Annotated in this window: 10 protein-coding genes and 1 pseudogene; 3 read left to right on the top strand and 8 right to left on the bottom strand. The window is 71.0% G+C overall.

What is annotated here, in order from left to right; genetic code table 11:
* The first annotated feature begins 1 nt into the window (after position 1).
* Complete coding sequence (locus ACJJV7_RS12595) at positions 2 to 988, top strand: NAD(P)-dependent oxidoreductase (RefSeq protein ID WP_405374239.1); 987 nt, start codon at positions 2 to 4, stop codon at positions 986 to 988.
* Here ACJJV7_RS12595 and ACJJV7_RS12590 read toward each other — a convergent pair whose 3' ends face one another.
* The 5 genes from ACJJV7_RS12590 to ACJJV7_RS12570 form a co-directional block, all read right to left on the bottom strand.
* Complete coding sequence (locus ACJJV7_RS12590) at positions 989 to 1,396, bottom strand: winged helix-turn-helix transcriptional regulator (protein ID WP_405374241.1); 408 nt, start codon at positions 1,394 to 1,396, stop codon at positions 989 to 991.
* Between the two features lie 86 nt (positions 1,397 to 1,482).
* The gene (locus tag ACJJV7_RS12585) at positions 1,483 to 2,214 is read right to left on the bottom strand and encodes a sulfite exporter TauE/SafE family protein (protein ID WP_405374243.1); all 732 of its coding nucleotides are present in this window, start codon (positions 2,212 to 2,214) and stop codon (positions 1,483 to 1,485) included.
* Between the two features lie 10 nt (positions 2,215 to 2,224).
* Entirely contained in the window at positions 2,225 to 3,199 is a 975-nt protein-coding gene (locus ACJJV7_RS12580; RefSeq protein WP_405374245.1) for an ABC transporter permease, read from the bottom strand.
* Positions 3,192 to 4,172 (bottom strand): ABC transporter permease, encoded by a 981-nt coding sequence (locus tag ACJJV7_RS12575; protein ID WP_405374247.1) that lies wholly within the window; start codon positions 4,170 to 4,172, stop codon positions 3,192 to 3,194. The genes ACJJV7_RS12580 and ACJJV7_RS12575 overlap by 8 nt, the downstream gene beginning before the upstream one ends.
* A 40-nt stretch (positions 4,173 to 4,212) precedes the next feature.
* Positions 4,213 to 5,766, bottom strand: coding sequence for an ABC transporter substrate-binding protein (locus ACJJV7_RS12570; RefSeq protein WP_405374249.1), 1,554 nt, complete (start codon positions 5,764 to 5,766; stop codon positions 4,213 to 4,215).
* A 284-nt stretch (positions 5,767 to 6,050) separates the two neighbouring features.
* On the opposite strand from ACJJV7_RS12570, the gene ACJJV7_RS12565 reads away from it, so the two are divergent.
* The gene (locus tag ACJJV7_RS12565) at positions 6,051 to 7,049 is read left to right on the top strand and encodes a 2-hydroxyacid dehydrogenase (protein ID WP_405374251.1); all 999 of its coding nucleotides are present in this window, start codon (positions 6,051 to 6,053) and stop codon (positions 7,047 to 7,049) included.
* Between the two features lie 24 nt (positions 7,050 to 7,073).
* Here ACJJV7_RS12565 and ACJJV7_RS12560 read toward each other — a convergent pair whose 3' ends face one another.
* On the bottom strand, positions 7,074 to 8,654 hold the full coding sequence (locus tag ACJJV7_RS12560; protein WP_405374252.1) for an aldehyde dehydrogenase (NADP(+)): 1,581 nt from the start codon (positions 8,652 to 8,654) through the stop codon (positions 7,074 to 7,076).
* A gap of 170 nt (positions 8,655 to 8,824) precedes the next feature.
* Here ACJJV7_RS12560 and ACJJV7_RS12555 point away from each other — a divergent pair, with 170 nt between their 5' ends.
* A complete protein-coding gene (locus ACJJV7_RS12555; protein WP_405374254.1) occupies positions 8,825 to 10,240 on the top strand; it encodes an MFS transporter in 1,416 nt (471 codons plus the stop codon).
* A 33-nt stretch (positions 10,241 to 10,273) separates the two neighbouring features.
* On the opposite strand, the gene ACJJV7_RS12550 is transcribed toward ACJJV7_RS12555, so the two are convergent.
* On the bottom strand, positions 10,274 to 10,909 hold the full coding sequence (locus tag ACJJV7_RS12550) for an NADPH-dependent F420 reductase (RefSeq protein WP_405374256.1): 636 nt from the start codon (positions 10,907 to 10,909) through the stop codon (positions 10,274 to 10,276).
* Positions 10,910 to 10,979: 70 nt separating this feature from the next.
* Positions 10,980 to 12,651: pseudogene (locus ACJJV7_RS12545) on the bottom strand (BCCT family transporter).
* Positions 12,652 to 12,673: the final 22 nt, after the last annotated feature.

The following is a 12,673-nucleotide window of genomic DNA, read 5'->3' as shown; positions in this document are numbered from 1 at the left end:
CGTGGCCGCGCCCACCGCGCCCCTCAAGGTCGTCGTGACCGACCCCGTCATCGCCGGATTCGCCGAGGCGTTCACCGCGCCCGGCCGACGGGTCGTCGTGATCCCGGGAGAGGGCGACGAAGCGATCGCGGACGAGCTGCGCGACGCCGACGCCGTGGTCTGCTCGCGCCTGACGCCCGCCTCGACGGCATCCGCGACCCGGCTCCGGCTCGTCCACGTGACGGGAGCGGGGCTCGACCGGCTCGCGCCCGGCTCCGTGCCGGCGGGCGCCGCCGTCTGCAACACCGGTCACCACGGCACCGCGATCGCCGAGCACGTCCTGATGGCCGCGCTGCTGCTCCGCCGGCGGGCGGCCGAGGCCGATGCCGCGCTTCGGGCGGGCCGGTGGGAGAGCGTCATGACCCGGCCGGACGTGCCGTTCCATCGGATGCTGGCGGGCGACACGATCGGGATCGCCGGCGCCGGCGAGATCGGCACCGCGGTCGCGCGACTCGCGCAGGCCTTCGGCATGCGCGTCGTCTTCCTCCGCCGCGACCCCACCCGGCCGGCACCGGACGACCTCGCCGCCGCGACGATCGTCGGCGAGGAGGGCAGAGACGCCTTCTTCGCGGCATCCGACGTCCTCGTGCTGACGGTGCCCCTCAGCGACGACACCCGCGGAATGGTCGGCGCGCACGAGCTGTCGCTCCTGCCTGCCGAGGCGATCGTCGTGAACGTCGCGCGCGGGCCCCTCATCGACCTCGACGCCCTCGCAGACGCCCTCGATGCCGGCCGGCTCGGCGGAGCCGCGATCGACGTGTGGTGGGATGCCCCGACGGATGCCACGGCTCCCCCGTCTGTCGACAGGCTCGCCGCCAGCCGCCGCACGCTGCTGACCCCGCACCACTCCGGACACGCGCGCGAGGTGTTCGCCGCACGGGCCGCCGACATCGCCGCCAACCTCGACCGGCTGGCCGCGGGCGCTCCGCTCGAGCGTCGCGTGCGCTGACTAGCGCCCGGCGGCGGCGGTGCTGAGCGGCAGCGCCTCGACGCCGTCGCACGACGCGGGCAGCGGAACGAACGCGTCGTCATCCCGTGCTTCCTGCACCGTCGAGGCCCAGGCGTTCATCGCGTCGAGCACGGGGCGAAGGCCCTGGCCGACCTCGGTGAGCTCGTACTCGACCCGGGGCGGCACTTCGGCGTACGCCGTCCGCGTGACGATGCCGTAGGCCTCGAACCGGCGGAGCCGATCGGTGAGGGTGTGCGCGCTGACGCCCGGCAGAGCGGCGCGCAGCTGCGTGAACCGCAACGGCCCGTTCAGCAGCTCCCGGACGATCAGGGTCGCCCACGGGCCGTCGAGCAGGGTGAGGAACCGGGCGATGCCGCACTCGGGCCAGGTGTCGGAGGAGAATGCCATGCCGCGCCTTCCTGTGCTGCAGCCACCCAGTCGGTGCACCGCATGCACCAATGATCGCACGCGCAGGGCGAGGGCGGCCGGCGGCGCTATCCCGCCAGCATGCCGGCCACCTGGGTCCCGATGAGGAGCACCGCCCCGACCGTCGAGACGGTGAGGGCCACGACCCGCACCCGGCGGCGGTCGAGGTGGCGGACGGCGAAGCGGGAGGCCACGATCCCCGCCGCGGCAGGGACGGCGAGGATGCCGGTGACCTGGAGGGTCGGAACGGTCACCTGACCGAGGGCGAACAGGGCGATCATCGACACGATCGACCCGACCAGGAAGAACGCCGACATCGTGCCGCGGAGGCGGGCCCCGTCGGAACCCTGCCAGATGAGCGCCATCGGAGCGCCGCCGATCGAGGTGCTCGTGCCCATGACCCCCGAGAGCCCGCCCGCGACGATCTGTGTCGCCGGGGTGACCCGTGGCATCCATCCGCGAAGCGACACCACCACGCCGAAGAGCACCGTCGCCGCCACCAGCCAGCCGAGCACGCGGGTGGAGACGATCGCGACGAGGCCCGCCCCGAGGATGCTGCCGGGGATGCGCCCGACGAGAGCCCATCCGGCGCCCCGGAGGTCGAGCGCGGCCCGTTCGACCACCGCGATCACGGCCGACACCATCACCGCCAGCATGATCACGACCGACGGCAGCAGCGAGGCGTCGATGATCGCGATGAACGGCGCCGCCAGCATGCCGAGGCCGAATCCGATCGACGCCTGCAGGCAGGCCGCGACGAAGACGATCAGCGCGAGCAGGATCAGCGATTCCCCGCTCACGCGCGCGGCCTCACAGGGCGTCGGTGCGAGGCGTCACGCGCGAGATCGTGCGCCGACGGGACCGGCCCGACGTGAGCCGCCAGCGCTGCCCCGGGTCGGTGGCGAGGCGCAGCCACGCGGCCAGTACGTTCGCCGCGACCGTCGTGATCACGATCGCGAGACCGGGGAGGACCGACAGCCACCAGGCCTGCGACAGGTAGTCGCGGCCCTGGGCGACCATGAGGCCCCAGCTGACGTCGGGCGGCTGGATGCCGATGCCGAGGAAGCTGAGCGACGACTCGGCGAGCATGACGTAGCAGAACTCGAGGGTCGCGAGGGTGACGAGCGTCGGCAGCACGTTGGGGACGATGTGCCGGCGCATGACCGCCCCCGGCGGCGTGCCGAAGTTGCGGGCGGCGTCGACGAACATGCGCGAGCGCAGCTCGGCAGCCTCGGCGCGCGCGGTACGGAGGTAGACCGGGATGCGGGTCACGGCGAGGACGAGCACGATGTTCGCTGCGCTCGGGTTGAAGATGTAGAGCACCACGACGGCGAGCAGCAGCGACGGGAAGCTCATGATCACGTCGGCGATGCGCATCGAGACCGCTTCGCGCCAGCCGCGGTGGAACCCGGCCCAGATGCCCCACGCGGAGCCGATGATCGCGGCGACGAGGACGGCGGGCACGGCCACGCCGAGCGTGGTGCCGGCGGCGACCATCATGCGCGCGATCATGCTGCGCCCGAGGGTGTCGCTGCCGAGGATGTACTGCCAGCCCTCGGCGACGCTGAACGGCGGCAGGTTGCGTGCGGCGAGATCCTGCGCCTGCGCCAGCTCGCCGAGCAGCGGCGGAGCGATGACCGCGGTCAGGCCGACCACGATGAGGATGACCGCGGAGATCGTGGCCACGGCATCGTTGAGGAGCATCCGGAGGAGGCTCGTGCGGCGCCCGGTGCGGGCGCGATCTTCGAGAGCGAGGACGCTCTGCGTCGCGGGCGTCTCAGACATGGGCCAGCTCCTTCGTCGGGTCGGCGTCGGGTCGCGCCCCGGACTTCTTGCGCTTGGCGGCGGGGCGCACACGGGGGTCGAGGACGGCGTAGAGCACGTCGATCACGATGTTGAGGGCGAAAATCGCGATGGCGGTGAGGAGCACCGCCGCCTGGAGCACGGGGAAGTCGCGCATCAGGATGGAGTCGATCATGAGCTTGCCGATGCCGGGCCAGCCGAAGATCGACTCGATCACGACCGCGCCGTTGATGAAGCCGACCGTCAGATCGCCCGCGACCGTCAGCGCCGGTGCGGCCGCATTGCGGAACGCGTGACGGGTGACGATGTAGAACTGTCCGGCGCCCTTGCTGCGCGCCACCTTCACATAGGGCTGCCCGAGCGCGGTCACCATCGAGCCGCGGACGACCTGGGTGAGCACGCCGAGCGGACGCATCATGAGCACCGCGACGGGCAGCACCCAGGCGGCGGCGCCCGTCGTGCCCGAGGTGGGCAGGATGCCGAGCCAGATGGCGAACACCCAGATGCCGAGGATGGCGAGCCAGAAGTCCGGCACGCTCGCCGCCGTCATCGACGAGAAGCTCGCGACGCGGTCGGCGACCCCGTTGGGCTTCAGCGCCGCCCAGCATCCGACGACCGCGGCGATGATGACGGCCAGCGCCATCGTCACGCCGGCGAGCTGAAGGGTGGCGGGGAAGGCCCGCAGCACCATGTCGGCCGCCGGTTCTCCGGTGCGCATCGACACCCCGAAGTCGAAGCGGGCGACGCCGGCGAGGTAGTCGCCGAGCTGCGCCCAGACGGGCTTGTCGAGTCCGTACCGCTCGCTGAAGTCGATCTTCATCTGCTCGGTCGCGTTGAGCGGCAGATAGAGGCTGGCCGGGTCACCCGTCAGCCGGGCCAGGAGGAACACCCCGAGCACCACCGCGATCAGCGGCAGGGCGCTCTGCAGGATGCGTCCGCGCAAGTAGCTCCACATGGTCAGATCTTCCGTTCGGCGAGCGGTACGGACAGGGACATCAGCCGGCCGTCGTGACCTGCGAGACGCGCAGCTCGTCGCCCGACGCGGAGTTGGGCTCGTAGCTGATGCGATCGGAGATGCCCATCATCCCGGTCTGGTGGGCGATGAAGGCGAACTGCACGACCTCGTCGTTCTGGTACTCGAAGATGTCGGCGTAGGCCTCCTGGCGGGCGTCGCCGGTCAGCTTCGAGGCGTCGTCGAGGAGCGCGTCGAACTCGGCGGTGCCGAACGTGCTCTGCGCACCCGTGGAGGACATGTACTGCTCGACGGTGAACTGTGCGTCACCGGCCTGGTTGCCGTGCTGCACGAGCAGCGCGATCGGGCCCTCGTTCGTGACGAACGGGCGCAGCTGGTACTGCAGGTGCTGCGTGGTGTCGACCATCTGCAGCTTGACCGACAGGCCGGCCTGCGCGAGCTGCTCGCGGAGCACCTCGGCCATCTCGCCGACCTTCGGGAACTGCGCGTTGCGAGCGACCAGCGTGATCGGGGTGTCGACCTCGACCCCGTCGGCGGCGGCCTCTGCGACGAGCTCCTTCGCCCGGTCGAGATCGAACTCCCACGGGTCGAGCTCTTCGTTGTGTCCGACGACGCCGACCGGCACGAGCTGCGCGGCGACCTGGTCGCCGTCGGGGTACAGCGAGGAGACGATGCCTTCGCGGTCGATCGAGTAGTTGATCGCCTGGCGGATGCGGATGTCGTCGAGCGGGGCGATGTCGCCGGTGAAGCGCAGCGCGACCGTCTCGTTGTTCGGGTAGGCGACGCCGAGGTCGCCGATGCCGTCTTCGACGCTCAGCCCGGTGGCGATGTCGGCCTCGTTGCTCGTGATCATCGCGGCACGGACGGTGCCCTCGTCGCGCCACTGGTACTCGACGTTCGCGAACTCGGGAGCGTCGCCCCAGTAGTCGTCGTAGCGAGCGAGCGTGAGCCGGGTGCCGGAGTCCCAGGTGTCGACCTGGTACGGACCGGTGCCGATGGGCTCGCGGACCTTCGCCTCTGTGTCGGTCGAGGTCGGGACGATCTCGATGAAGGAGAGCTTGAGCGGGAGGATCGGGTCGGGCTCGGGCGACGAGACGACGAGGGTCGTGTCGTCGACCGCCTCGACGCCGAGGTCGTCTTCACCGAAGACGTAGCCCTCGACGTTGCAGCCGAGCGACGAGTTGACCGCGCGCTCGATCGAGAAGGCGGCCGCTTCGGCGTTGAAGGGCGACCCGTCCTGGAAGGTGACGCCCTCGCGGAGCGTGAAGGTCCACTCGTTGTCGGCCGTCTGCTCCCACTCGGTGGCGAGGAGCGGATCGAGCTCGCCAGTGGTGGGGTCGCGCTCGACGAGCGGCTCGGTGATGTTGCTGCGGACGACCACACCGGTCGAGGTCAGGTTGGCCTCGCACGGCTCGAGCGTCGGCGGCTCCTGCGAGAGCACGATGCGCAGCGCCTCTCCGGCGGCGCCCGCGGGAGCCTCCGAGTTGGCGACCGAGCACCCTGCCAGCAGGGTCGCGGCGGCGGCAGCGGCGGCGACACCGAGGGTGCGGCGGCCGAGGGTTCGAGAAGAAGACATCTTTGTTCCTCCAAAATTCGAGTCTCCTGCGACATCGCATCCGAGAGCCTGCGGGGCACTCTCGAGTCGGAGACGATTTCAGGATGAGGACGTGGCGGTCGCGAGGTCAAGACGCCGTGCGCCGCGAGATTCCGCGGGAATCCGTGATGCGGCGGTCGGGCGGCCTCCGGCGGCCTCCGCTGCCGCGGGATCACGCGGATCGAAGCCATGAATACCCGGAGCGGATCGATCCATGCCTTTTCGATCTTGGACCGGCATCGTTCCGCGAACGTAGCATCGGCCGCATGACGGCGACCTCTCCCCTCCCTGCTTCCTCCCCTGTCCGTGCGGGCGAGGTCGTCCAGGTCGGCCCCCTGCTCCCCGATCTCGCCGCCACCCTCCGAGACGAGTTCGCCGCCGCCGTGCTGCCCGCCGACCCCGCCGACCCGGCGTTCGCCGAGGTCGCCGGACGCGCCCGCATCGCGGTGACCAGCGGTCGCACCGGCGTCGGCACCGATCTCATGGCGCGGATGCCGCAGCTCGCCGCCGTCGTGAACTTCGGCGTCGGCTACGACACCACCGACGTGACCACGGCCGCGGCGCGAGGCATCGTCGTCTCGCACACGCCCGATGTGCTCACCGACTGCGTCGCCGACACCGCGCTCGGGCTGCTGCTCGACGTGTTCCGCGGGTTCTCCGCCGCCGACCGGTTCGTCCGCGCGGGGCAGTGGGCAGGCGGCAACTTCCCGCTGACACGCCGCTTCTCAGGGTCGCGCATCGGCATCCTGGGTCTCGGTCGCATCGGCCGTGCGATCGCGCAGCGCGCCGAGGGCTTCGGGGCTCAGATCAGCTACTCGAGCCGGAATCCCGTCGAGGGCGTTCCGTACCGCTACGTCGAGAGCCCCGTCGAGCTCGCACGCACGAGCGACGCCCTCGTGATCGCGGTCGCGGGCGGGCCGAGCACGGTCGGCCTGGTAGACGCCGAGGTCATCGACGCGCTCGGGCCGGACGGATACCTGGTGAACATCGCCCGCGGCTCGGTCGTCGATGAGGACGCCCTCGTCGCCGCACTCGAGTCGGGGCGACTCGGAGGCGCGGGCCTCGACGTCTTCGCCGAGGAGCCGGCGGTGCCGAGCGCGCTCCTCGGCCGCGACGACGTCGTGCTGCTGCCGCACCTCGGCAGCGGCACCGTCGACACCCGCGCCGACATGGCCGCGCTCGTCCTCGACAACCTCCGCGCGTTCCTCCGGAGCGGCGCGCTCGTCACCCCGGTGCCCGAGACGCCCGCGCGACGGGCCGACTGACACCCATCGCGCGGGCCCCGTCCGTCAGGGGAGGACGACCTGCCCGTCGATGCGCTGCGGCACGCCCCACGGGTTCTCGTCCTGCAGCACCTCGGGCAGCAGGCCGGCCGGCAGGTTCTGGTAGGCGACCGGACGCAGAAAGCGCTCGATCGCGGCCGCGCCGACCGACGTGCTCCGCGAGTCCGACGTGGCGGGGAACGGCCCGCCGTGCACCATCGTCCAGGTGACCTCGACGCCCGTCGGCCATCCGTTGAACAGGATGCGGCCGACGCGACGCTCGAGCACCGGCAGCAGCCGCGCGGCGAGGTCGTGGTCGGCGGGCTCGGCGAACACCGTCGCCGTCAGCTGCCCCTCGAGTCCGCGGATCAGCGCGTCGAGCTCGTCGCCGTCGCCGTAGCGGAGCACGAGTCCCGCGGCGCCGAAGACCTCGTCGGCGAGCAGATCGTCGAAGCGCTCGGCATCCGCGGCGAAGACCACCGGGGCAGGCGCGTTCGGACCGTCGCCGGCCGACCCCTCCCCCACGATCGACACCTGATCCGCGGCGCGGCGCGCGTCGACGCCGCTCTGGAACGCCTCATGGATGCCGGGGGTCAGCATCGTCTGACCGGTGCGCTCCCGCACGAGCGCTCCGATGCGCCCGAGGAGGGCGTCGCCCGCGGCCGAGCGCGGCACCGCGAGGATGCCGGGGTTCGTGCAGAACTGGCCCGACCCGAGGGTGAGCGAGTCGACGTATCCCTGCGCGATCGCGTCGCCGGCGGACTCGAGCGAGGCGGGGAGGACGACGACGGGGTTCACGCTGCTCATCTCCGCATAGACCGGGATGGGCACGGGGCGGTTCTGCGCGGTGCGGACGAGCGCGAGCCCGCCCGCGCGTGATCCGGTGAAGCCGACGGCGGCGATGCGCGGATCGGCGACGAGGCGCTGGCCGATGTCGCGGCCCGACCCGAAGACCTGGGAGAAGACGCCGCCGGGCAGGCCCGCGGCCTCGACGGCTTCGGCGATCGCCTCGCCGACCAGCGACGCGACGCCGGGGTGGCCCTGGTGCGCCTTGACGATGACGGGGCAGCCGGCGGCGAGCGCCGAGGCGGTGTCGCCGCCGGCGGTCGAGAAGGCGAGGGGGAAGTTGCTCGCGCCGAACACGGCGACCGGCCCCAGGGCGACGAGCCGGCGGCGAAGGTCGGGGCGCGGCGCGGGCGTGCGATCGGGGAGCGCGTGATCGATGCGCGCGTCGACCCAGCTGCCCTCGCGGAGCACGGCGGCGAACAGGCGCAACTGGCCCGTCGTCCGGCCGCGCTCGTTCTCGAGGCGCGCGGGCGCGAGGCCCGTCTCGAGGTGGCCGCGTTCGGTGATGGCGGTGCCGCGCGCCTCGATCGCGTCGGCGATGGCCTCGAGGAGGTTCGCGCGGGTCTCGTGGTCGGTGGTGCGGAACACGTCGAACGCCTCGGATGCCGCGGCGACGGCGGCCTCGAACTGCTCGGCCGTCGTCGCGCGGTAGGCCGGGGCGAGCGGAGCGCCGTCGAAGGCGGCGGCGGCCGCGGTCTCTTCGCCCTCACCGGGGACGGGCCGTCCGGCGATGATCGAATGGATGGAGAGGGTCTGCTGCATGATGCTCCGTTCCGGCCGTCATCGGCCATCCTTTTCACCCTAGGAGCGGTGGTCGACGGGGCCGTGGCGAATGTTGCATCGGCCGATGCCGATGGCGCATTCGCCGGATGCCGGAGCGCGGCAGGCGAGCCGACCGTGACCGGTCACGTGCGCGCGATAGGGTGCGGCTCATGACGAGCACCACCGGCGGCGTCCCCGACGTCCCCGCCACGGCAGACAGCGGCGCCCTCCCCGTGATGTTCCAAGACCTCGAAGAGCGTCCGATCCCTCGCAAGAGCGTCTGGTCGTGGGCGATGTGGGACTGGGCGACGCAGCCGTTCAACTCGGTGATCCTGACCTTCGTCTTCGTGTCGCTCTTCCTCGTCTCCGACACGTTCCTACCGCCCGAGATCGCCGGTCTCCCCGACGGCGACCCCGTGAAGGAGTCGGCGCTCGCGCAGCTGTCGAGCGGCTACGGGCTCGTGTCGACGCTCGCGGGCCTCGCCATCCTGCTGATCGCCCCGATCCTCGGGCAGGTCGCCGACCGTCGCGGGCGCAAGAAGCGGTGGCTGCTCGTGGCGACCGTGCTGCTGGGCCTCGTGCAGTTCAGCCTCTTCTTCGTCCACGCCGACCCCGCCTACTTCTGGTACGGCGCGGTCATGGTCTCGGTGGGCGCCGTCGTCTCGGAGATCGCCGGCGTCAACTACAACGCCCTGCTGGTGAGCGTCTCGACGCCCCGCACGATCGGCAAGGTGTCGGGCCTCGGGTGGGGGCTCGGGTACATCGGCGGCATCCTCGCCCTCGTCGTCGTCGTGGTGCTCACGTTCGTCGAGTGGTTCGGGATGGACCTGTCGGACGGTCTCGCCTACCGGCTGATCGCGGTCGGGTGCGCGGTCTGGACCGTCGCCTTCGCGATCCCGCTCTTTCTCAACGTGCCCGAGCCGTCCGCGCCGGCCGGCCCGCAGCCGCTCGGCTTCTTCGCCTGGTTCCGCGAGTTCTTCCGGTCGATCCGGAACCTGTTCCGGTCGCACCGGTCGACGGCGTGGTTCCTGCTGGCGAGCGCCGTCTACCGCGACGGACTCGCGGGCGTGTTCGCCTTCGGCGGCGTCCTCGCCGCGGTGGCCTTCGGGTTCTCCCCGAACGAGGTCATGATCTTCGGCATCGCCGCGAACCTGGTCGCCGGCATCTCGACCATCATCGGCGGTCGCCTCGACGATCGCTTCGGCGCGCGCGCCGTGATCGTGACGTCCCTGTCGGGACTCGTGACGGTGGCGGTGGTCGTCTTCGCGCTCCACGACGCCGGCAAGCTGCCGTTCTGGATCTTCGGCCTCGCACTGTGCGCGTTCGTCGGCCCGACGCAGGCGTCGACGCGCTCCTTGCTCGCGCGGGTCACGCCCACGCACATGCAGGGCGAGGTCTTCGGCCTTTACGCCACGACCGGCCGCGTGGTGAGCTTCCTCGCCCCCGCCATGTGGACGATCTTCATCACGGCGTTCGGGGCCACCTACTGGGGCATCCTGGGCATCGCGATCGTGCTGGCGCTCGGGCTCGTGCTGCTGCTCTTCGTCAAGCTGCCGCGGCAGCCGCGGGTGGTGGCGGGCGCGTAACCTGCCCGCCGCCACCCGATCAGCTGCGACCGGTCAGCGTTCGGCGCGCGCGAGGTTGGCGCGCAGTTCGTCGGCCGTCTGCCGCACGACGTAGGCGGGGCGGTCGCGCTCGACCCGCCAGCTTTCTGCGAGCGGACCGACGTTGACCGTGTCGAACCCGAACTCGTCATAGAGCGCCGTGATGAACGCGACGGCGCCCTCGTCGTCGCTGGAGGTCGCGAGCGCACGGCGGCCGTCGGTGCCGGCGGGCGACCCGGTGGTGAGGATGTCGGCGGCGGGGATGTGGTTGAAACCCTTCACGACGGTGGAGCCCTGAAGGTGGTGCTGCGTCATCTCCGAGGTGGTGGTCTCACCGGCGTCGAGCGCGGGGATGTGGCCATCGCGCTCCCAGTAGTAGTTGTTCGTGTCGACGACGATCTTGCCCGCGAGGGGCGCGACGGGCACCTGATCGAGCGCCTTCAAGGGCACCGTGACGACGACCCACTCGCCGAACTCGCCCGCCTCGGCGGGCGTCGTGGCGTGCGCCTTCGGGCCCAGCTCGGCCACGAGCTCGCTGAGCGTCTCGGGCCCTCGCGAGTTGCTGATGGCCACCTCGTAGCCGCGAAGCACCAGGCCCCGAGCGAGCGCTGATCCGATGTGTCCTGCTCCGATGATTCCTACGCGTGTCATGCCGGGGTCAACGCCCTGCGGCGCCTCGAATTCCCGGCATCCGCGTCGTCACACCCCGGCGGGACGGGTCTCAGGCACCCGGCTCGCGGCGTCGAGGCCAGGGGAAGCGCACGCCCCGCTCGTTCTCGGATTCGACCTCCAGGCCGTAGTGCTCACCGACGTGGGCGAGCAGCTGGGCGCGCTGGGCCTTGTCATAGATGCGCCGCTCACGCTGGAACGCGACCACGGTCGACCAGCAGATGAGGAGCATCACGACGCTGAAGGGGAGAGCGATGATGATCGCCGCCGTCTGCAGCGCCGTGAGCCCACCGGCGATCAGCAGCGCGATCGCGAGCAGAGCGGTGATGAGCGTGAAGGCCGTGCGCACGACCCTGCTCGGCTGCGTGTTGCCGCCGGTCGCGATCATGCCCATGACGAGTGCGCCCGAATCGGCCGACGTGACGAAGAACAGCGCGATCAGGATGAGCGCCCCGATGGTGAGCAGGAGTGGCGCGGGCAGGTTCTCGAAAAGGGTGAAGAGCGCCCCCTCGACGTTGACGCTGCCGTCGGTCTGCGTCATCGTGCCCGGGTTGTCGAGCTCGAGCTTCACCGCGGATCCGCCGAGAACGGCGAACCACAGCACCCCGACGAGGGTCGGGACGACGAGGACGCCCATGACGAACTCGCGGACGGTGCGGCCCTTGCTCACCCGCGCGATGAAGATGCCCACGAAGGGGGCCCAGGAGATCCACCAGCCCCAGTAGAACGAGGTCCAGGTGGCCTGCCACGCCTGGCCCTCGGCTCCCTGGAAGGCGCTGACGCTGAAGCTCAGACCGATGAAATTCTGAAGGTACGAGCCGATCGACTGCACCCATTCGCGCAGCAGGTAGAAGGTGTCACCGGTGAAGAGCACGAACAGAAGCAGCAGTCCCGCGAGGATCAGGTTGAGGGACGAGAGCCACTTCATGCCGCGCGTGACACCCGACAGGACGGAGAAGAGCACGCCGGCCGTGATGACCGCGATGATGATGACCTGCGTGAGCAGGTCGGGGTCGGAGATGATGCCGGCGCTGTCGAGGCCCGAGCTGATCTGCAGCACGCCGAGGCCGAGGCTCGTGGCCACACCGAACAGCGTCCACGAGGGCGACGGCGTCGATCGCATTGCCCCATCCGCCGCGCACACGTCGCCCGAGAACGGGTTCGAGCGCCCAGCGGATCGACAGCGGGCGCCCGCGACGGTGGATCGCGTAGGCGAGGGCGATGCCCACGACGACGTACACCGCCCACGCCTGCACCCCCCAGTGCAGGTAGGTCTGGGTGAGAGACGACTGGGCGAGCTCCGCAGGAGTGCCGTCGACGCCGGGCTTCGGGTCGACGTAGTGGCTGAGCGGCTCGCTCACCCCGTAGAACACGAGGCCGATACCCATGCCTGCCGCGAACAGGAGCGAGAACCACGCGCCGGTGGAGAACTCGGGCTTGTCGTCGTCTTTGCCGAGCCGGATGTCGCCGAAGCGGCTGAATCCGAGGAACAGGCAGAACGCGACGAAGAAGGCCGTGATGAGGACGTAGTACCAGCTGAACCCGTCGATGATGGCGCCCTGGATCGTGCCGAAGAACGCCTCGGCCTGCGCCGGGAAGACGATCGCGAACACACTGAAGACGATGGCGACGAACGCCGCGGGCCCGATGACCCAGAGGCTGGGGCGGCTGACCGGTCCCGTCGATCGGGAGGCGGGTTCTGCGGGAGGGGCGGTATCCGTCATCCCGTCAGGCTAGGACGCCCCG

This window comes from Microbacterium sp. Ld4 (assembly GCF_045066555.1).
In the GTDB taxonomy this organism is placed as follows: domain Bacteria; phylum Actinomycetota; class Actinomycetes; order Actinomycetales; family Microbacteriaceae; genus Microbacterium.
This window is presented reverse-complemented; position numbering and strand designations above follow the sequence as displayed.